The 22239-nt window shown below is 34.1% G+C and carries 13 protein-coding genes; 11 read left to right on the top strand and 2 right to left on the bottom strand.

From position 1 onward, the window contains the following. Positions 1 to 1237: 1237 nt before the first annotated feature. On the bottom strand, positions 1238 to 3505 hold the full coding sequence (locus F6K23_RS30080) for a bifunctional (p)ppGpp synthetase/guanosine-3',5'-bis(diphosphate) 3'-pyrophosphohydrolase (RefSeq protein ID WP_293162698.1): 2268 nt from the start codon (positions 3503 to 3505) through the stop codon (positions 1238 to 1240). A 670-nt stretch (positions 3506 to 4175) separates the two neighbouring features. On the opposite strand from F6K23_RS30080, the gene patD reads away from it, so the two are divergent. The 11 genes from patD to F6K23_RS30025 all read left to right on the top strand — a co-directional run bounded on the left by patD (position 4176) and on the right by F6K23_RS30025 (position 18932). Then, positions 4176 to 4553, top strand: coding sequence for a heterocyst frequency control protein PatD (gene patD / locus F6K23_RS30075; RefSeq protein WP_293162696.1), 378 nt, complete (start codon positions 4176 to 4178; stop codon positions 4551 to 4553). 8 nt (positions 4554 to 4561) lie between these two features. Further along, positions 4562 to 5170: a zf-TFIIB domain-containing protein gene (locus F6K23_RS30070; protein ID WP_293162693.1), complete on the top strand. Its 609-nt coding sequence runs from the start codon at positions 4562 to 4564 to the stop codon at positions 5168 to 5170. Positions 5171 to 6544: 1374 nt separating this feature from the next. Continuing rightward, complete coding sequence (locus tag F6K23_RS30065; RefSeq protein WP_293162690.1) at positions 6545 to 8206, top strand: ABC transporter ATP-binding protein; 1662 nt, start codon at positions 6545 to 6547, stop codon at positions 8204 to 8206. Continuing rightward, entirely contained in the window at positions 8181 to 8327 is a 147-nt protein-coding gene (locus F6K23_RS30060; protein ID WP_293162687.1) for a hypothetical protein, read from the top strand. Before F6K23_RS30065 ends, F6K23_RS30060 begins: the two co-directional genes overlap by 26 nt. Before the next feature lie 530 nt (positions 8328 to 8857). After that, positions 8858 to 9142 carry a hypothetical protein gene (locus tag F6K23_RS30055; RefSeq protein WP_293162684.1) on the top strand — a complete coding sequence of 95 codons (285 nt, stop codon included), beginning with the start codon at positions 8858 to 8860 and terminating at the stop codon, positions 9140 to 9142. A 385-nt stretch (positions 9143 to 9527) separates the two neighbouring features. Beyond that, positions 9528 to 10082, top strand: a complete 555-nt coding sequence (locus tag F6K23_RS30050; RefSeq protein ID WP_293162681.1) for a 2OG-Fe(II) oxygenase — start codon at positions 9528 to 9530, stop codon at positions 10080 to 10082. A gap of 533 nt (positions 10083 to 10615) precedes the next feature. Beyond that, positions 10616 to 11728: a hypothetical protein gene (locus tag F6K23_RS30045; protein WP_293162678.1), complete on the top strand. Its 1113-nt coding sequence runs from the start codon at positions 10616 to 10618 to the stop codon at positions 11726 to 11728. A gap of 1992 nt (positions 11729 to 13720) precedes the next feature. After that, positions 13721 to 14323, top strand: coding sequence for a nitroreductase family protein (locus F6K23_RS30040; RefSeq protein ID WP_293162675.1), 603 nt, complete (start codon positions 13721 to 13723; stop codon positions 14321 to 14323). Positions 14324 to 14440: 117 nt separating this feature from the next. Beyond that, positions 14441 to 15718, top strand: coding sequence for a serine hydroxymethyltransferase (gene glyA, locus F6K23_RS30035; protein ID WP_293162672.1), 1278 nt, complete (start codon positions 14441 to 14443; stop codon positions 15716 to 15718). Positions 15719 to 15961: 243 nt separating this feature from the next. Next, positions 15962 to 17236 carry a transposase gene (locus tag F6K23_RS30030; protein ID WP_293162669.1) on the top strand — a complete coding sequence of 425 codons (1275 nt, stop codon included), beginning with the start codon at positions 15962 to 15964 and terminating at the stop codon, positions 17234 to 17236. 637 nt (positions 17237 to 17873) lie between these two features. Continuing rightward, a complete protein-coding gene (locus F6K23_RS30025; protein WP_293162754.1) occupies positions 17874 to 18932 on the top strand; it encodes a glycosyltransferase family 4 protein in 1059 nt (352 codons plus the stop codon). Between the two features lie 590 nt (positions 18933 to 19522). Here the strand turns inward: F6K23_RS30025 and F6K23_RS30020 are convergent. Then, the coding region (locus F6K23_RS30020; RefSeq protein ID WP_293162666.1) for a tetratricopeptide repeat protein at positions 19523 to 22239 on the bottom strand (2717 nt) is incomplete at its 5' end.

Below are 22239 nucleotides of genomic sequence, written 5' to 3'. Positions count from 1 at the left end.
TTAACTTGTCTATCTCGAGCTACAGTCAACTCTGATGAAAATATTATTCTATGCAACTTCTTATGAATTTGGTATTACCTAAATACTAATAATTAGGGTTTGCGCTTCACTAGTGCAGGATGGCGGAAATAACTGACCAGTTACAAAATCCCAAAACAATTACAAATCAAAAATGATTGACTGTCAGATGTGCGTCTTACATTCTGGAGGGGCTGTGTGCGGAAGTAATTCCGCACAGTAGGCGCCCCGTAGGACACCTCGCCAATTAGCACTCGATGCATGAATTTTGACTTTTAACTTCCGCGTAGCGGCACTAGTCTTTTAGTAGGGGTAGGAGGTAGGAGACAACCCACCCCTCGCCCCTCCCCCTCCCAGGAGGGGAAGACAGGAGAAATGGGAATGAGCGAGTAGGTAGGAGTAACAATTGTCAATTTGGGATTTTTATGCCCAACTATGAGCCTAAAATACGCTCCATGCATGAGCATAAACAGCTGAAAACCAGGCACTTTTGAAAGGCCCAAAAAAAGGCACTTGTCTTTATATGTCAATGCTTTTAGATTTAATCAGCAAGCTCTAATTACTTATCTTGATATATAGCTAATGTTCATCTTTTATCTAGAATGACTAGGTCGATTTTAAATATTGGTAATTCTGCATTTAAAACTGTTTAAATTCCCTGGAAAATTGACCTTTATTGTCAGCATTTATATGTCAACCATCAGTTATCAGCTTCATTGCCTTGAAAAAGGAATTAGTATTGATAAATTTCATAAAATTAAAAGTATGGATCAAAGCAAATCTGTTAATCTTAGCTGTCAAAAGAATACTTATATCAAGTCTGATTAATTAGCCATAATAAAAATGTTTTCTCTGATAAATTTATCAAAATAACATGGGTCTAAAACCCCGCCTTTTAAGGCGCAATATTTTTGGAGCGGGGCTTAAATCCCCTACTTCCCCTCCCAGGAGGGGAGGGGGAGGGGCTAGGGGTGGGTTAACTTCTGACTCTCTTGGTGCGCTACCAGGTGCGACTTGCGTCGTCGCGGGGTCTCACCGCTTCTGACTTCTGACTTCTGACTTCGTTAACTCTGTTCCCTGTTCCCTATTCCCTAAAATTTTTATTATGGGTATTTCAAGATACATGATATTAGGTGATTCATTTTTATTGCTGTTTGTGCAGCACGATCTAGAAAATACTTACCATTTTTCCTTCATCTTCCTTCTTCCTTCAAAAAAACTATTCAACTTGACTAAGACGACGTAAATTCAAAATATCACTCATATTTTTAATTTGAGTACAAGTCTTTTCAAATTGTTGGCGATCGCTCACTTCAATACATAGATTAATAATTGCTGGATGACCGGGATTTGTTTTAACTTGAGCATTTTGGACATTAACATTATTATCCATCAAACGAGACAAAATATCTTTCAAAACTCCCACTCTATCCATCACTTCTATACAAATATTAACTGGATAAGTTTGAGGTCGTCCTTGATTTTTATTAGTAGAATTCCAACTAACAGGAACTAACCTTTCCCCAGGTACATTTTCCACATTAGAACAACCTTGACGATGAATAGAAATACCATTAATGCGAGTTACGCTACCAATAATAGGTTCACCTGGAATTGGATTACAACAACCAGCCAAATGATACATTAAACCTTCAACTCCAGCAATAGGATGAGATTTATCTGAAGATGAAATTTGAGTTGTACGAGGCAGCATTAAACTAGATTTATGCTCAGAAAATTCTTCACAAATATCTGAATTTTGCTCAACTTGTGTGACTTCCTTAGTTGCGTCTCGTAATCGATTAACTACTAAATTTAAAGTTATTTCACCGTAACCTAAAGCTGCTAGTAAATCTTCCACATTATGGTAATTAAATCTCTCAGCAACAAGTTGCATTTGCTCAGACTTGAGTAAAGATTCAAAACCTTTTTTACCCAATTCTTTTTCTAATAATTCCTTCCCTCTAGATACATTTTCTTCCCGATGAGAACGTTTATACCACTGACGAATACGGTTTCGCGCCCCACCAGTTACAACAAAATTTAGCCAATCTAGACTAGGATGCCCATTTTTTTGAGTTAATATTTCGACAATATCACCATTTTTTAATGGAGTATCTAAACTAACAATTTTATCATTTACTTTAGCCCCTGTACAATGGTTTCCCACTTCTGTATGAATACGATAAGCAAAGTCTACCGAAGTCGAGCCTTGTTTAAGAGAAATTACATCACCTTTTGGTGTAAATACATAAACATCTTCATAGAATAAATCACCTTTTATAGTTTCCAAATATTCTTGATCGTCTATCAGGTCGCTTTGCCATTCTAATAACTGTCTTAACCAGGTAAATTTTTCATCTTCAGCATTAATTTTAGTATTACTCGATCCGGTTTCTTTATACTTCCAGTGAGCGGCAATTCCATACTCAGCAATATGGTGCATTTCTACAGTTCTAATTTGTACTTCTACAGGGCGACCTGCATTACCTATTACTCCTGTATGTAATGACTGATAACGATTAGGTTTTGGCAGACCAATATAGTCTTTAAATCTTCCAGGAATAGGACGGTAAGAATCGTGGATAATGGCTAAAGTTCGGTAACAATCTTCTCTTTTATTCACAATAATTCTTAGTCCAGCAATATCATAAACTTCGTGAAATGCTTTTTGTTTTAAATGCATTTTCCGATAAATTCCATACAGATGTTTAGGACGACCACTAATGTCGTAGCATTCTATTCCTGCTTGGTCTAATTTTTGTCGTAAATTTTCTGTCATTTCTAACAATTTAGCTTCTCGGTCAGCCCTTTTATCTGCTACTAATGCTTGAATTTCTCGATAAGCTTCTGGTTCTATATATTTAAAAGATAAATCTTCTAATTCCCATTTAATTCGACCAATCCCCAAACGATTTGCTAAAGGTGCAAATATTTCCCGTGTTTCTAATGCTTTACTTAACTGTTTATGACGTGGCAAATGTTGCAGAGTTCTCATATTGTGTAACCTGTCTGCCAACTTCACAACAATTACTCTAATATCCTTTGCCATTGCCAAAAACATCCTGCGAAAATTCTCAGCTTGTAGCTCTGTTTTACTAGAAAAATTAAATTTAGAAAGCTTAGTTACACCTTCAACTAATAAAGCTATTTCCGAGCCAAATTTTTGTTCTATTTCTTCAATAGTTACATCAGTATCTTCAACAATATCATGTAGAAAACCTGCAGCAATCATCGCACTATCACCACCGAGATATTTCAACAATCCCGCAACAGCTATAGGATGACATATATAAGGTTCTCCTGATTTACGATATTGCCCTTCATGCAACTTATAAGAAAATTCAAATGCTTGACAGATTAATGCTGTATCCAGGGAACAGCTAGTTAAATTATCGCTGTTATTTCTGCTATCTATGCATTCTTGTAGCCAGTCAGGAATTACACATGAAATTACAGATTTAGGTGCTAGAGTTTTTGTATTCATAGGAGTTAATTTATAAATCAGGTTAATTGGTTGTTTTTTTAGCTAATTTTAACTAGATATACTATAGTTATATTTCAGTATTTTATTAACCGAAATTATCAATTTATAGTTGATGAGAAAGCGTTCTTAATTTCAATTAGCTTTGTACTTTATAGTTACAGCTTTTTTGATATTATCTGTTATTTTTTATACTTTAATTCTTATAAAAAAATATGGAAAACTATATATAATCATTGGGATAAGATTATATTATCAAATCGGGGTTGATGTCTAAGGATATCTACAATATAACTTAATAATTGAAGACATAATTACTCTTGAGTATAAATAGATTATGACTCTAAAAAAGTATCAAAAATATTCATCAAATCAGTAATCGTAGAGTGACATTAATTTATCTGTAAATTAAAACTGATTCTGTAACTTTACTGAGCTTGTGAATATCCTATGTTATTAACTTGTACATTCATAATATAGTGTTTCTCAAGTTACTGAGGTACAATTGTGTTTCTTCTTTTCTATTGCTTGTTTCCCAAATTATTACTCCTGTAGGGGTGAACGGCCGAAAGCTTGCGCATAACTATCGTTAACGCCCCTACTAAAGCAAACGAATTTTGTACCTCACGCTTCTTGGGAATTGCTATATATACTAATTTAATTTATTTATATTATGTTACCAAAGGAGCATAATCAGCGATATCAAAAATTCAGTCAACTGCTGAATCAGTTGCAACAATTTATGGCCCAAGAAAATATAGAGCCAGAAAAAATATCGGCCATGAAGAAAGAACTCCAACAGTTTTTCGAGACTCAGATTATGAGCCTAGATAACTTAGAATTAGATCAATCTATTGTATTCCAGATCAAGTCTTACCTAACGGAGATCCACAAGGAACTTCGACTCTTATATGTAGATTTAATTTTTTTGCAAGCATCTCGAAATCCTCAAACAACACAAAAACGATTGGCCACTATCAAAGACCGCCTAAAAACCCTCATAGGCTATTGCGGAAATATACTTAGTCAAACAAAATTAACACAGGATTAGGAATATATATGATGAAAAGTCCCAAGTACGATGTAGATTTAGAAGATGCCATTTTGAATGATATTATCCCGGTAAAATACTGCCCAGAATCTGAAGGTTTTTGGATTTCGGGAAGAAATTATGAAGCCTGGTTAGCCAGTTTACCCTCATGGTATGCCCCAGAAGAAATATTACCTTATAATCAATTTGAAGATTTTGTCCCCTCCCCTTTTGATGGTAAAGCGGGGTTATGTCCAGAATGTGGTACTTATTTATCACGCATCAAAATAAATATTAAAAAACCTTTCTATATAGAACGTTGTCTACATGATGGTGGTATTTGGTTTGATAATGCTGAAGAGTGGAAAATTTTAGAATCCCTTGGACTGCACACAAAAATACATGAGATGTTTTCTAGTCGATGGCAAGCTAAGGTGCGTCAGCATCAACAAGAAATGATTAATCGTCAGACTGTTATTGATAAATTGGGAGAAGAAATAGCTGAGTATGTTTTTCAATTAGCAGATATATTAGAGGATAATCCTCATGGAGATTGTGCTGCTACTTATATGTTACGCAGATTTGAAAATAAAAGAAAGGAGCTAAATGGAAAATTTAGTTTAGGGAGTCAAAGTTAATATTTTATGAAAGGAAGAAGGAAGAAGGAAGAAGGAAGAAGGAAGAGGAAAGAATGAAAAAATAATTCTGCGCCACCTCACGTAAAGAAGTCAAAAGTAAAAAGTTAAAATTTAAAAGTAATGTTTTGAGGACTTAAAACTTTGAAATTACAGTAATTTAATTGAAATTATTTCACATCTATATAAGAAGCGAAACTAGAACTCAAAAGTAAAAAGTTAAAATTTAAAAGTAATATTTCTAGGACTCAAAACTTTGAGAATACAGTAATTTAACTGAAATTATTTCACATTTAAAGGAGCGAAACTAGAAGTTAAAAGTCAAAAGTAAAAAGTCAAAATTTAAAAGTAATATTTTGAGGACTTAAAACTTTGAAATTACAGTAATTTAATTGAAATTATTTCACATCTATATAAGAAGTTAAACTAGAACTCAAAAGTAAAAAGTCAAAAGTTAAAAGTAATATTTTGAGGACTTAAAACTTTGAGAATACAGTAATTTAACTGAAATTATTTCATATATAAAGGAGGGAAACTAGAAGTAAAAATTTAAAATTTAAAAGTAATATTTTGAGGACTTAAAACTTTGAGAGTACAGTGATTTAACTGAAATTATTTCACATCTATAAGAAGCGAAACTAGAAGTTAAAAATAAAAATTCAAAATTTAAAAGTTAAAAGTAATATTTTGAGGACTTAAAACTTTGAGAATACAGTAATTTAACTGAAATTATTTCACATCTATAAGAAGCGAAACTAGAAGTAAAAAGTCAAAAGTTAAAAGTCAAAAGTTAAAAGTAATATTTTGAGGACTCAAAACTTTGAGAATACAGTGATTTAACTGAAATTATTTCACATCTATAAGAAGCGAAACTAGAAGTTAAAAATAAAAATTTAAAAGTAATATTTTGAGGATTAAAAACTTTGAGAATACAGTAATTTAACTGAAATTATTTCACATCTATAAGAAGCGAAACTAGAAGTTAAAAATAAAAATTTAAAAGTAATATTTTGAGGAATTAAAACTTTGAGAATACAGTAATTTAACCAAAATTATTTAACATCTAAAGAAGCGAAACTATTAGTAACATCCTTTTTTTAAGCTGTCATAATACCACTTTGAAAAAAGAATGCTACAAAAGGGTAGAGTTTTATCGAATATGCTTAAAAATAGCTGCTCCAGTTTATTTTAGATATTTATACCTATCGTTTTTACCTTTTTCTCAATATTTTTCCCCTCTTCCTTCTTCCTTCTTCCTTCTTTCGTACGGACGCCCTTATGCAACGTCCCTACCATTTGTAACAAACATTTATCAAAATGGTATAACACCTAAAACCTAAAACCTACGACCTAAAACCTACGACCTACCACCTAGTAATGAATTCCTTACTTGATATAAAAAATCTACGAGTAGCTTATCCCGAAAAACGTGGAAAATCTCATTGGGCAGTAAATGATGTCTCCCTCACACTTCAACCAGGTGAAAAATTAGGATTAGTGGGAGAATCTGGATGCGGCAAATCTACCCTTGGACGTGCTGCCATGAGATTATTACCTAAGTCAGTACAAGTTGAGGGGTCTATAACATTTGGGGGAGAATACATATTTGGGATGAACCCCTCCCGACTGAGAAAATTTCGTGGAGAAGCAGTAGCATTAGTTTTCCAAGACCCTATGACTCGCCTCGATCCATTAATGACTATTGGGGATCATTGTGTAGAAACAATTCAAGCTCATCAACCCAATATATCTAAATCTCAGGCACAACAAAAATCTATAGAAACTCTCGAAGCGGTAAATATTCCTGCCAGTCGTTGGTCTCAATATCCCCATGAATTTAGTGGGGGAATGCGACAAAGGGTGGCGATCGCTTTAGCTTTATTACTGGACCCTAAGTTAATTGTTGCGGATGAACCTACTACTAGCTTGGATGTAACTATAGCGTCTCAGATTTTAGGGGAACTTACCAGACTTTGCCAAGAACGTCAGACTTCCTTGTTATTAATTTCCCACGATTTGGCAATGGTGGCAGAATATTGTGACCGTATTGCTGTAATGTACGGAGGTGAAATAGTAGAAACAGGTTCCATTAAACAAGTTCTCTACAATCCTCAACATAAATATACCAAATCTCTATTTCAAGCTGCCTTACATATTCAAGTAGTTGAATCTATTCCTGCTCAAATTCAACCAGAAAAATCTGAATCAACGGAAGTTCCCAAAATCCTCAAACCAATTTTGCAGGTCAAAAATTTACAGAAGCACTACACCTTAGAAAGTAATTTTATAGAGCAGTTATTATTTTCTGGAAAAAGTAAACTTATCAAAGCAGTGGATGGAGTTAACCTAGACCTCTATCCAGGGGAAATAGTAGGATTAGTTGGAGAATCTGGATGTGGCAAAAGTACCTTATCTCGGACTATTTTACAGTTAATTAAATCTACTTCTGGCTCGGTCGAATTTCAAGGCAAAGACTTAACAACTCTCTCTTTATCAGCATTGCAACCCTATCGTCGGGAAATGCAAATGATATTTCAAGACCCCCTAGCGTGTCTCAACCCCATGATGACTGTTGACCAGATAGTAACTGACCCTCTATTTATCCATAACTTGGCTAGTGTAGAGGAAGCTAAAATTCAAGTGGAGCAAATGTTAGAAAAGGTAGGTTTGACTCCAGTAGCAGAATATGGAACAAGATACCCCTCAGAATTATCTGGAGGACAACAACAAAGGGTAGCTATTGCCAGAGCTTTGATTACTAATCCAAAACTGATTATTTGTGATGAACCTGTGAGTATGTTGGACGCTACTATTCAAACTCAAGTTTTGGAATTGATGTTGGAGTTAAAAGAAGAATTAAATTTAACCTATTTATTTATTACTCACGATTTATGGGTGGCTAGATTTATTTGTGACAGAATTGCTGTTATGAATGGTGGAAAAATTGTTGAGGAGGGGAGAACAGAAGAAATATTTAATCATCCTCAACATTCTTATACTCAGACATTGTTAAATGCTGCGCCTTTATTGCAGAAGTAAGAAAGAAGAAGGAAGAAGGAAGAAGGCAATTAGTTATCTAGGAGATGAGTGTGGGGAATGTGGAGAATGTGGGGAGATGGGGAGATTCGTATATTTGTACAATTTTTTGTATTTCATATAAAAATCTTTTTCATAAATAAGCAAAAATTCTTAGCTTAGATATAGAATTTTTAATACTAAATCAGTGATTATTTTTGACGTTTTCCCCGATCGAGAAAAGGAGGAAATCTAGCAATCCGTGCATTGGTTGTGAAAATTTTTATCACAGTAAATATTAACGGAAAACTTTGAAAATCATCAAAAAAATTGGGTTTAAAACCCCGCCTTTTCAGGCGAAATATTTTTGGAGCGGGGTTCAAATCCCTGTTACAAAAATAACTTCTGAGTTGGTGACTTCGTTAATACTCCTCACTCCTAACTCCTAATTACCACCAAAATATTACATAGGATTAGTTCATTAATTGATAATTGATTAATGAATTCTCCCCTACTCCCCTACTCCCCGGCAATGCGAAAATGTAGAAAAGTTTTTGAGAAATTGTATTATAGGGTGTGCAAGTTCTAAAATTGTCATATTGACTGATAATAATCTTCAATATTTAACTTAACATTAGTAATCAAGTAGATATTTATTCTGAAAATATAATCATTATGAATACTGAAGAAAACTCTTTATCCTTTAAAGTCAAAATAACCTATATTAATGGAGAAACTCAAACCTTTGAAGTATCGGGACAAGGATGGGAAGATATTGGTATTGCTAGTCGTCTTTTTCAAATTCAAAAATCCGATCAATTAGTTTTACAATTAACAGATAATAGTATTCAAGTTATTCCCTACAGTAGTATTTTATATTTAACAGTCGATCCTGCACCTCCTAAACTGCCAAAAAATGTAATTACTGGAGTGACTTTATCATCAGCTAAAAAGGATTGATATTAGACTTCGCAGCAGTTGTCAGGGAATAGTTTAACAATTAACAATTAATAATTAATAATTAATAATTATTACAGCACTTTTTAGGAAGCGTGAGGTACAGTTTATTAATTCTCTGTTGCCTGTTGCCTGTTGCCTGTTGCCTGTTGCCTGTTGCCTAAAGTCCTAAAATTTTGTACCTCACTAACTCCGAAACTACTGTAATTATCCGGTAACACAAGTTTCCAGTTTATATAGTAGGGAACAGTTAGAAAAACTCTAGTCTAAGATTCATCATCCCCATAAGTCAAGCACCAATTCTTTCTTAGCTATAAAAAGCATCCTGTTTGTTTTGCAAATGTAGGTTAATTGTATCTAAACTTAAATTAAGAAAAAAAGATTCTATATGAATCAAATAGATCGATACTCAGATAAATTATTTGTAGTCCGAAAGTTACTGACTGAAAAGCAATGCGATAAATACATAGAAATGGCTGAATCAATTGGATTTGAACCAGCAACTATTACAACAAGTCAAGGGTTTATTATGGGCACAAATATTAGAAATAATGATAGAGTTATTTTCGATGATGAAAAATTAGCAAAAGAATTATTTGAAATAACAAAGCCTTACATAAAAAATCCATGCAAAAGATTATATTGTACTGGTTTAAATGAGAGATTTAGGTTTTATAAATATTCTCCTGGTCAAAAGTTTGGTTGGCATTATGATGGTTACTATGAAAGAGAAAATGGTGAACGTTCGAGATGGACTTTATTATTTTATCTAAATGATAATTATGAAGGTGGTGCAACAAAATTTAGAAGTAAAGAAGTAGCGGGAAATAAAGGAGATGCTTTATTTTTTTTCCATCGTCAATTACATTGTGGTGACATGGTAAAGTCAGGCATTAAATATGTTTTGCGCACTGATATTATGTATGAAGCTGAGAGTAATTAACTATAGCGTTTTCATTTGAAATGCGGAAACAGAGTCTTACTCAAAAGGGAACAGGGAACACCGGATCTGGGAACAGTAAAGAAGAGAAAACAGCATTAAATAGTAGCTTTGCACAATAATTAATGGATACTCAAGACAGGATTTTTTTGATTAGAAAAAGCTCAATCTAGATTTACATCTCATTTGAAAACACTATATTAGTTGAACGTATAAGTAAAAAGTTTTAATTTTCTTGAGTTATAATAAATTTAAACTCAAGATTTGTTTCTATTTATTCTCATTAAAATTATAGCAATTCTTGTACTTGTGAGGTACAAAATTTTAGGTTTAAGGGAACAGGTTATTTCAGTTATCAATTATCAGTTAGCCTCCTAAGGTCAGAGCTTTTCTACGGAATGCTACGCAAACGCTAACAGTTATCAGTACCTCTAGATGAAGATAGAAATACAAAAAGATAATTTCACGTCAGAGATTTTTTAGATTTTTCTATAGCAAAGTTTACCATCTATCTCAACATATCTCTTCATAATAGTATGAAAACATCATTTTCTCTACATTTAACTATTGGATTATCTCTAATAACTAATTTGATTGTAGCAATAATAATCGGCTCCTTATTTCAATATGTAGATATAATTCGTGTTATTACCATTAGTTCAATTATTTTATTAAGTTGGTTTCTGTTACCGAAAATTTTCCCTCTTCAAAAAAGTAAAACTGTCGGTACAGAACATGATTTTGGTATGGCTGCTAGTTGTCTGTCTATTGGTTTCTTATGTAATATATTTCCTGAATATCCCAAAAATTATTTTAACTATATTCTAAATCTATGTAGAGTTACACCATTTTTAGCAATACTTTTTTGGTTATATAGTTTAGGTTTAACTGTTTTTCCTTTAATATTAAAAATCATTTGGTTATTGTTAACAATACCTATGATTTATCTGCTGAATCTTGGTGCTAATAAACTAAGTTATGCAATTTATATACCTGGAATTATATTACCAATCCTAGAAGCGATCGCTCTCGTAACAGGTATTATAAAGTTTTCTCTTTTAGATAGACTGATTCAAGTAGAACTAGGAAAAAATCTATTAATAGTAATTGGTTTTACCATATTAGCAGCAATATGGGCAGGAAGCCTGCAACTAATATCAAATACCCAGATCGACAAAAGTAAAGTACCTTTAGATGAGCCTAAAGTTTGTATTTTTGTTAGAGTAATTAACCCTGAAAATCAAGATTGTAAAACAAACTCTACTGCTCTAGATAAACAGCGTCAGTTTTTACATAAATATGCAAATAAACAAGGGTATAAACTCGACCGTATTCAATACATTGTAGATAATGGTTCTACAGAAGAAACAGAGGAATTAAAGCAATATCGCCAAGGACTTAAATCTTTATTTCAAAATCCAAGTTACAATATATTTTTGGTAGAGCAAGAAGAAAATTTATCAAGGTTTGGTATTGAAGAAGCTAAATTTATTCTCAAAGAAAATGGAAAATATCTTGAAGTTTTTAATCAAGAAATTCAAAAATCAAGAGAAATAGAAAATCAACAAGTTTTTACTATTTCTATGATACTACAGACAGTTATTACTATCGGCGGATTAGTAGGAGGTTGGTGGCTAAATTTATCCTAAGTATTCAATAGGGAAGAGTATCAAACCTTTGATGAGACAAAATTTCCACCTACTATCATTCTCTCAAAATTCTCCGAAGACTCCACCGAGAGAAAATCCATAACTTATCGCAAATTAGAAACTAAAAAAATATTCATTACTATTTGCCTATACGCAATAGTAGTCTCAAACCTTTGATGAGACAAAATTTCCACCTACTATCATTCTCTCAAAATTCTCCGAAGACTCCACCGAGAGAAAATCCATAACTTATCGCAAATTAGAAACTAAAAAAATATTCATTACTATTTGCCTATACGCAATAGTAGTCTCAAACCTTTGATGAGACAAAATTTCCACCTACTATCATTCTCTGAAAATTCTCCGAAGGCTCCACAGAGAGAAAATCACTAACTTATCGCAAATGAGAAACTAAAAAATTATTCATTACTATTTGCCTATACGCAATAGTAGTCTCAAACCTTTGATGAGCATAAATTTCCATCTACTATCATTCTCTCAAAATTCTCAGAAGGCTTCACAGAGAGAAAATCCATAACTTATCGCAAATTAGAAACTAAAAAAATATTCATTACTATTTGGTTATACGCAATAGTAGTCTCAAACCTTTGATGAGCATAAATTTCCATCTACTATCATTCTCTCAAAATTCTCCGAAGGCTCCACCGAGAGAAAATCACTAACTTATCGCAAATTAGAAACTAAAAAATTATTCATTACTATTTGCCTATACGCAATAGTAGTCTCAAACCTTTGATGAGCATAAATTTCCATCTACTATCATTCTCTGAAAATTCTCCGAAGGCTCCACAGAGAGAAAATCACTAACTTATCGCAAATTAGAAACTAAAAAATTATTCATTACTATTTGCCTATACGCAATAGTAGTCTCAAACCTTTGATGAGCATAAATTTCCATCTACTATCATTCTCTGAAAATTCTCCGAAGGCTCCACCGAGAGAAAATCCATAACTTATCGCAAATGAGAAACTAAAAAATTATTCATTACTATTTGCCTATACGCAATAGTAGTCTCAAACCTTATTTAGAAAAAGAGGCGTTGGTGAATCAAGCAAGTTATGAAACCTAAATTTGGCAAAAGAAAAATACTTTGAGTTAATAGTTAGGCAATAGCCATTAAAGCACAATCATAGCCAAAATAATCAACGCCGAAAAAGAGAAAAGAGATTCTCATCAAACAGAGGAAAATATTAATTCTCTCTATCTAGGTTCGTATAGTTTTATTCCAGAGAATGCTAAATACTTTTGTGGTAGAGATAAATTTGTAAAAAAATTGGTTAAAGGATGTTAAAGTCAAGAATCTTATTCCAATTTTAGGTGCATCAAAAAGTGGTAAATATTCAGTGGTTTTAGCATAATTAGTGCCTAAATTAGCAAAAGCAAAAAATTGGTTATTTGCATATTTTAGCCCTGGAAAAAATCCTTTTTATGCTCTTGCTAAAGCTTTAGTCATACTCTATATTCCAGAAATAAATGAAAAAAAATGAGATAATAAAGCCAAAAAGCTAAAAAAATTACTTTAAAATCAAACTACTTCATTATCAAAAATTTTTGATAAAATACAGCATAATTATCCACAGAATCGTATTTTAATTATTGCAGACAAATTTGAACAAATATACACCCTATGTGATGATAATAAAGTAGTATACAAATTTATTAATGCTATCTTACAAACATTTCACAACACTACAGAAAAATTCTATTTTTGATCCTCTATTCCCTTTTTCCTGTTCCCTACGCGAAAGGTTTGGGTACTTTACTCTCCAGTATGTATTCCTATACAATCGGAATTTAATGACTAGCTTTTTAGGACTCAAAAATTAGATAGATTATTTGCTCTTAATTTCAGGTAAAATTTAGCAAAACCTTTCCCTAACAAACAAAACCTCAATAGGGCAACTTGAGTTTTCATTTTATTGAAAAACTCAGTTTCTAAATCTTAAACTTATCAAGAGGAATTTGACTCAATGGATGCTTTAGAAGTAATTTATCAACGTCGCGCTGTAAAACATTATGATCCTAACCATAAAATAACACCCCAAGAAGAACAAAAACTTCTAGAAGCAACAATTCAAGCTCCTACCAGCTTTAATATTCAACATTGGCGTTTTGTTATTCTTAGAGACCCAGAATTACGACAAAAGATCCGAGAGCTTGGTTTCGATCAAGCCCAAATGACAGAAGCTTCTTTGCTCATTCTCTTTACAGCAGATATGAAAGCTTGGGAAAAAGAACCTCATCGCTATTGGCAAAATGCTCCAGAGCAAGTCGCAAAGCAACTTGTAGGTATGATAGAACCTTTCCATCAAGGGCGTGAATGGCTTCAGCGAGATGAAGCTCAACGTTCAATAGGTATGGCAATGCAAACCTTAATGTTAACAGCAAAAGCAATGGGTTATGATTCCTGCCCGATGATTGGTTTTGATATTCAAAAAGTAGCAGAATTAATAAATTTACCCAAAGATTATGTAATGGGTCCTATGTTGGCTATTGGCAAAAAAGTTAAAGAACCTTGGCCAAAACCAGGACAATTACCATTGAGTGAGTTAGTGATTGAAAATAAATTCTAAAAGTCAATTAACCATAACTCTACTACATATAAACTTAAACTCTCTGCCCCAGACTAGAAATGTAAGTGCTAGTGTGGGGCTTATACTTTACTAATACAAGCTCAAAAAATATACAACATGATTAACGCTAACTTTCTCGCCGATACTGACCCATTAGTAGCCGAACTAATTCAAAAAGAATACGGACGGCAACAAGACCACCTAGAACTAATTGCCAGTGAAAACTTTACCTCAGCAGCAGTAATGGCCGCCCAAGGTTCCGTACTCACCAACAAATACGCCGAAGGTCTCCCAGGTAAACGTTACTACGGCGGCTGTGAATTTATAGACGAAATCGAACAAATAGCCATAGACCGTGCCAAAGAATTATTTGGAGCTGCCCATGCCAATGTACAACCCCATGCTGGAGCACAGGCCAATCTTGCCGTGTTCCTCACCTTGTTACAACCAGGGGACACCATCATGGGAATGGACTTATCTCACGGCGGACATTTGACCCACGGTTCTCCAGTTAATATTTCTGGTAAATGGTTTAATGTTCATCATTATGGTGTCAGTCAGAAAACAGAAACTATAGATTATGACCAAGTTCTCGAATTGGCAAAGCAACATAAACCCAAACTACTAATTTGTGGTTATTCCGCCTATTCTCAGATAATTGATTTTGAGAAATTCCGGGCGATCGCTGATGAAGTTGGAGCTTATTTATTAGCAGACATTGCTCATATTGCAGGTTTAGTGGCAACGGGTCATCATCCTAACCCAGTTCCCTACTGTGATGTAGTCACAACTACTACCCACAAAACCTTAAGGGGGCCACGAGGCGGTTTGATTCTGACTCGCGATCCAGAATTAGGCAAAAAACTGGACAAGTCAGTATTTCCCGGAACTCAAGGGGGTCCGTTAGAACACGTTATTGCAGCTAAGGCAGTAGCATTCGGAGAAGCTCTCAAGCCAGAATTTAAAGCTTATTCCGGCCAAGTGATTGAAAATGCTAGTGCTTTAGCAACTCAACTGCAAGAACGCGGATTAAAAATAGTTTCTGGTGGTACGGAAAATCACGTTATGTTGGTGGATCTAAGGTCAGTAAGTATGACAGGGAAAAAGGCAGATAAATTGATGAGTGGAGTTAATATTACTACTAATAAAAATACTGTACCTTTTGACCCAGAGTCTCCTTTTGTCACCAGTGGCCTCCGACTGGGTTCTCCTGCAATGACCACAAGAGGTATGAAAGCTGCTGAATTTACTGAAATAGGCGATATTATTGCTGAACGATTACTCAATAAAGAAGATGAAGGGGTAGCTCAAATGTGTCGAGATAGGGTAGCATCATTGTGCGATCGCTTTCCTCTCTATCCTCATCTCATGGCTAAAGTTCCCAGTCTAGTCTAAATAATTTTAGATGGACAATTGAGGAGAGGATTTTTCAGAAATTGAGGTTTTATGTATAGCGCTATAGTTTTAGCTGAATCGCCGAGAAGCCTCACACCATAATATGCAGATTTGGTGGATGAATCGGTGGCAAATTGAATAGGTTCGATGCCCATTCAATTTGCATACCATCCCAGCAGAAGCTTTCGCCCTAGTTGAAAAACTTGTATTATTATTTTGCTATAACCCCGGAAATTTTCCACCATGCGGACTGCTTACCAATATAAATTAAGGCCTAACAAAGAACAAATAGCCATAATAGAATTGTGGTTAGAATTGTTGCGTCGTCAGTACAACTATCGTTTGAGTGAAAGATTCTCATGGTGGGAAGAAAACCGTTGTTCAGTTAACGCTTGCCCCTTGGTGATGCCAATTCCTCAACTTAGAGATAATCCAGATTATTACTCTCAAAAAAAAGATTTGGTCAATACCAAAGACAAGTTTCCTGAGTACAAGCTGATTCATTCTCAGGTATGCCAGGATTGCATAAAACGAGTAAAACTTGCCTTTGATAGATGGTTTACAGCAGACAAAAATGGACATAAACTAGGGAAAGCAAGGTTTAAGGGAAAAGGACGTTATCGTAGTTTTACTTATCCTCAAATCAAGCAAGACTGCATTCAAGAAAACAAGATAAACTTGCCCAAAATAGGCAATATCAAGTTGATTCAACATCGGCCGTTACCTGATGGTTTTCAAATTAAAACTGTTACTATTAGTCGTAAAGCTGATGGTTATTATGTGACTTTATCCCTAGAAGAAAAATCAGTTCCAGCTTTGACTTTTAATGTTGAACCTACATTAAAAAATACTCTGGGAATCGATATGGGGTTGAAGGAATTCTTAGTAACAAGTGAAGGAGAATTTGTCCCCATCCCTCAATACTATAGAAAATCTCAGAAGCGATTAAAGACTCTACAAAAACGTTTATATCGAAAGAAAAAAGGAAGTAAAAGGAGGCTAAAAACTGTTAAAGCTGTAGCCAAACAACATAAAAAGGTAGCCGATAAACGTAAATCTTTTCACTTTAAAACAGCTAATGAATTGTTATCAAAAGCGGATGTTATCGCCCATGAAAACTTAAACATTAAAGGGCTAGCAAAGACTCATTTGAGTAAATCAATTAACGATGCTGGATGGGGTCAATTCCTGTCTATTTTGACTGTCAAAGCCGTTAGCGCAGCTCCTCTGAAAGAGGCAAATGCTGGACAGAAAACAATAGCAGTAAACCCCAAAAATACTAGCCAAGACTGCTCAAATTGTGGGGAAAAAGTCCCTAAAGAATTAAACATACGAACTCATTCTTGTCCACATTGCGGTATTGTAATAGACCGCGACTTGTTTGCGCAGCATGACCTAGGAAATGCAGCGATAAATATCAAAAATAGGGCGGTAGGGCATTCCGTCCTTAAAGCTCGTGGAGCCCGATGCAATGGCAGGGCTGCGAAACGAGAAGCCCACACTATAGCGCCAGCTTAGTGTGGGAGTATGTCACTGACTATACATAAATATTTTGACATCCTCTCCGGCCTGAAGGCGCGGAGAAACAAAACTGAGCCTTAGCTCTTCGGTGGGTTGACGTTTTGCTAGCGCAAAGCTCCGCTAACACTGGGTGCTGCTACCTTGGCAGTAGTCCTACGCTTCCCTCCAATTCCGTTTAATGTCTCGGATTGCCCATCCGTGACAATCATACTATAGCTTATGTCTTCCAACTTAATCAATCAAAAAGTCTCCCGCTTATGGACGAGGCGCATACCCCAATTTTTCGGTAAATCGGTAACTTCTAATTTGAGATTAATTTCTAGTCTTGAGCTACTAGCAAATTAAAGACTAGATTTAATCCTCAACCTGTATATTGCATTATGAATTAGTAGAGGCGTTCAATACAATGTCTCAAGTATATAGATAAAGACCCATTTATCTACAAAAAATACTATATATACCGTAGCACTATAGTTTAAATCCACTATATATGGAATTTAGACTAAGGTTTGACGATCGAAAGCTCCAGTATTTTTATAACTATACCCAATTATTTATATAGTAGCAAAATATCCTGATGATACTAGGCCAAATTAATAATTTCTTATTAACTTTTAACCCCCCATTATTTCAGATACCTCATTATCTGTACCATTTGATTACCTTAATAATTTCAACTTTTGTTGTACTTTTAATTACACCAATTATCCGCAAAATTGGTTTAAAAATTGGACTTGTGGATAGTCCAGGCGGTCGAAAAATTCATAAACAGCCAATGGTACGTTTGGGAGGAGTTTCTATTTTTATTGGTAGCCTAATTGCCCTTTTAGTTGTTTGGTGGTTAGGAGGATTTATAGATGCTAATGGTAATATTTTGCCTCCAGAAAAAGAGTTTGAAATCTGGGGTGTAACAGTTGGTGGTTTAGCTTTTTTTCTAATTGGTTTAGCAGATGATTTGTTTGGTTTATCTCCCTTATTCCGGTTATTCACGCAAACTATTGCTGCTAGTATGGCTTGGATAGTAGGTGTACAAATTGAGTTTCTGACAATTCCTTTTTATGGGTTAGTACATATTAATATTCTGAGCTGGCCTGTAACTGTTATCTGGTTAGTGGGGATGGCAAATGCAATTAATTGGATTGATGGTGTAGATGGGTTGGCTGCTGGTGTTTCTGGTATTGCGGCTTTTGTGATGTTAATTGTAAGTATATTTATGGATCAACCGGCAGCAGCTTTAATTGCCGCAGCTTTAGCTGGTGGAACATTGGGTTTTCTTCGTTATAATTTTAATCCAGCTCAAATATTTATGGGAGATGGAGGAGCTTATTATGTAGGATTTACTTTAGCAGGAGTAGGAGTAATAGGTTTAGTGAAAACTACTGTGGTTACTTCTGTTATCTTGCCATATCTAATACTAGCAGTGCCAATTCTTGATATGTCTGCTGTAATTATAGACCGTTTACGAAATGGTAAATCTCCTTTTATTGCAGATAAACGCCATCTTCATCATCGTTTATTAGATGCTGGTTTATCCCAAAGATTGACAGTTTTTTTTATCTATTCATTAACACTTTGGGTAGGAAGTTTAGCTATGGCTTTTTCTGGTATTCCTAGTGGTGCAATTTATGCTTTTAGTGCTACAGGTTTACTTATTTATACCAGCTGGAAAGTTTGGAAACACAAACAAGCTTAATATAATTAATAATTAATAATTAATAATGGATAATTAGGGCTTGCTGATTAATTCTCAAAGTATTGACAGATAAAGACTTTAGGATTTTTGGGTTGAAAAAAGTACCAACTTTTCGGTGTAAAGAGCTGCAAAAAGCTAATATTTTTGCTGACTATGGCAGAAAAATCATTCTTACAAAACTTAGCTCCTACCTCCTCGCTCATTCCCATTTATTCTGTCTCCTGTCTCCTGTCTCCTGTCTCCTACCCCAGCAAAAAGACTTTATTGAGCAAGCCCTAATTACATCTTTAACAATTGATAATGGATAGTGGAGCATGAAAACTATTGGATTGATAATTATCAATTGTCAATTATCAATTATTAATTATAAACAGAGGCTTTATACCTGAATTTTTCGGTAATAGTAATTCCAGGCAAAATTGGGTTTAATTCGATGAGTCTCTGATATTTTAGACGAGCATCTTCTAGTTTAGCTCCTTGGCGATTTTGAGAGAGTTGGTTGCCGTCATAGTTTTTTTGTGACTTTAGGGTAATTGGGAAAGTGATCGCCTATTTTCATGTCACGAGAGGCGATCGCTAAGTATTGCTTGCTACTTCTTCAATGCTTGATATTCATTCCAAATTTTGTCTGGAGAATAATAATCTTTTAGTAACTCATAATCTCTAGAATAAAAGTCAATTAATTTTTTCATAGATTTTTCTGACAATTCTGCTAATGAGATTTTTCTGCCTCCAGTATTAAGTCTGGGTAAGTTAATTTCAATGCCAGTTATTTCTGATAATTTTTCCCCTAATTCTCCTAAACACTCTACTTGAAATACGCGATCGAATCCTTTTACTTGATTGCCCATGAAGGTATGCTGGGGTTCTATATGAGAACTCCAATAATTAGACATTTCTGAATATAACTCTAAATTTTCAATTAACCAGTTTATCTTAGGATTAATTCCCAAATTAGCAATTGATAAATACTGAGCGCTAGTTAATGATGGAGATTTTTCAAATGCCGATCTGTGAAATAAAATCACGTTAGAAAATGCTGATAAAAAACGCTTGATCGGTTCTCTCACTACTACAAACTTAAAATAATTTTCTGCCACATCTTGAATATTAACTGCGTAGTATTGATAAGATTGATATTTGGGCTTACTAATTATTTTAGAATCATCATCCTGTCTGTTTTTTAACCATTGCATAGTAGCTCTGATTGTGCTACAAGCACATTTAGGAATCATAGCATAGGCAATTTTAAATCTATCGCACAGCATTGCTGACAGAAAAGTTCGATTTTTAAATTTTTCTAAGTGTCTACAACTTCTCAAAGCACCCAAATTTTTATTAGCAGTTTGAGGATTTTCTTTCAACATTTGCTGATGATATTCTAACGCCTGTTGTCTATTTCCTTGAGCAACTAAAATAGATATCAAAACTTTTTTACTATGATATCCATTACCAAATTTAGTCTTAACTTTACGGGCAACTTCCAGAGCTTCTTTTGACAAACCTTGTTGAACTAATAAATCTGAAAATCGTTGATATACTCCTAATTTTTGACAGCTACTATTGGTTAATTGCTGATACTTATAACTAACCCATTCTATTAAATTCGCACCTAATAAAGCTAAGGCTAAATTTAATTTAACTGCCTGTTTATAATTAGCAAGTGCCGACTCTTTTTTGCCTAACTTGAGTAAAGCATAGCCCAATTTAATATAGGCATCCTGACTATAAACCGACATTTCTATCCTCTTGTTTAAATATGCCAAACCCTTCTCACTTTCGCCGAGATGTACTAATAAATAACCCAGTTGGGAATAAATACTATCCCCATCAAAATCTTCATTAACTAAATCTGTTTCTAGCGCTTCCCTTGCTAATTCCAAACTGCCATATTTTTCTTGTAAAGCTGCTGTTACACTATGCTCTATTTTTTGAGAAAAAAGTCTATCAATATGTTCTGGATAGTCAGGAAGAAATTTTTCTACAATTTCGTCTCCTAGATTAAGATAAATATTTAGAGCAGCGTCAAAATTTGCTTCAGTACATAATATTTCTGCCTGCTGCAAATCTAAATTTTCATTACCTAATTTTTGAGCAATTAACTTTTTAAATGTACAAGCTAATATCTCTCCAGGGGATACCTCTAAAAAGTAATCATCTAATAATCTTTTAACAGCTATGCCAATAATACCGAGCGTAGTAGAATTAGTTATAGTTTGAGCAAAGCTATTTATCGACTCTAACAGTATTTGGTGGCAATAATCAGTAATAGGAGAAATCTCTGATTTAGATAGCAAAGATTTAAAATAATCTCCAACTTCGCTTAATCTTTTAAGTGAAGACCGCAGTACAATATTTTTTTTGAGAGCATATATTTGCTGATAATGGTTAGGATACTGACGAAATATTCTTTCTGCTAAATCTTGAGCTGAATCAAATTTATGTAATTCTATATAAGCATTAGCTTTACCAACTAAAAATGCAAGATTATTGGGAAACTTATCTATAGCAGTTTGCCAACGAGTTAAAGCTAATTCCCATTTTTGCGCGTGCATTGATACTCTAGCTAAACCATCATAACCTTGAGGTTGATGAGGATATTTTGAGATAATTTGATTAAATAAAGTTTCTGCTTCTCGATATCTAAATAAAGTAATTAATACATTACCTTTCTGTATATAGAAATTAAAATAGTGGGGCAACTTATCAATAGCATTTTCCCATCTCTCCAATGCTAATTCCCAGTTAGCAAAACTATTAGCAACTCTGGCATAACCCTCATAACCATGAGATTGATGGGGATACTTTTCTATTAACCTTTGAAAAACTACCTCAGCTTCATCAAAACGAGATAAATTTATCAACACATTGCCCTTTTGAACTTGGAAACCAATATTTTCTGGAAACTTTTCAATAGCACTTTCCCAACGTTCCAAAGCTAAATTCCAATTTCCTAAACTATGGTTTAATCTAGCATAACCCTCATAACCTTGAGGTTGATGTGGATACTTTTCTATTAACTGTTGAAAAACTGCCTCAGCTTCATCAAAACGAGATAAATTTATCAGCACATTACCTTTGCTAACTTGGAAACCAATATTTTCTGGAAACTTTTCAATAGCACTTTCCCAACGTTCCAAAGCTAAATTCCAATTTCCTAAACTATGGTTTAATCTAGCATAACCCTCATAACCTTGAGGTTGATGTGGATACTTTTCTATTAACTGTTGAAAAACTGCCTCAGCTTCATCAAAACGAGATAAATTTATCAACACATTGCCCTTTTGAACTTGGAAACCAATATGTT

Source organism: Okeania sp. SIO2C9 (assembly GCF_010672455.1).
Taxonomy (GTDB): Bacteria; Cyanobacteriota; Cyanobacteriia; order Cyanobacteriales; family Microcoleaceae; genus Okeania.
Note: the sequence above shows the minus strand (reverse complement) of the source record. Positions and strands in the feature narration are given on the sequence as shown.

Coding starts and splice junctions, on each gene's coding strand:
- F6K23_RS30080 (WP_293162698.1), bottom strand. CDS start 3,505: ATGAATACAAAAACTCTAGCACCTAAATCTGTAATTTCATGTGTAATT.
- patD (WP_293162696.1), top strand. CDS start 4,176: ATGTTACCAAAGGAGCATAATCAGCGATATCAAAAATTCAGTCAACTG.
- F6K23_RS30070 (WP_293162693.1), top strand. CDS start 4,562: ATGATGAAAAGTCCCAAGTACGATGTAGATTTAGAAGATGCCATTTTG.
- F6K23_RS30065 (WP_293162690.1), top strand. CDS start 6,545: ATGAATTCCTTACTTGATATAAAAAATCTACGAGTAGCTTATCCCGAA.
- F6K23_RS30060 (WP_293162687.1), top strand. CDS start 8,181: ATGCTGCGCCTTTATTGCAGAAGTAAGAAAGAAGAAGGAAGAAGGAAG.
- F6K23_RS30055 (WP_293162684.1), top strand. CDS start 8,858: ATGAATACTGAAGAAAACTCTTTATCCTTTAAAGTCAAAATAACCTAT.
- F6K23_RS30050 (WP_293162681.1), top strand. CDS start 9,528: ATGAATCAAATAGATCGATACTCAGATAAATTATTTGTAGTCCGAAAG.
- F6K23_RS30045 (WP_293162678.1), top strand. CDS start 10,616: ATGAAAACATCATTTTCTCTACATTTAACTATTGGATTATCTCTAATA.
- F6K23_RS30040 (WP_293162675.1), top strand. CDS start 13,721: ATGGATGCTTTAGAAGTAATTTATCAACGTCGCGCTGTAAAACATTAT.
- glyA (WP_293162672.1), top strand. CDS start 14,441: ATGATTAACGCTAACTTTCTCGCCGATACTGACCCATTAGTAGCCGAA.
- F6K23_RS30030 (WP_293162669.1), top strand. CDS start 15,962: ATGCGGACTGCTTACCAATATAAATTAAGGCCTAACAAAGAACAAATA.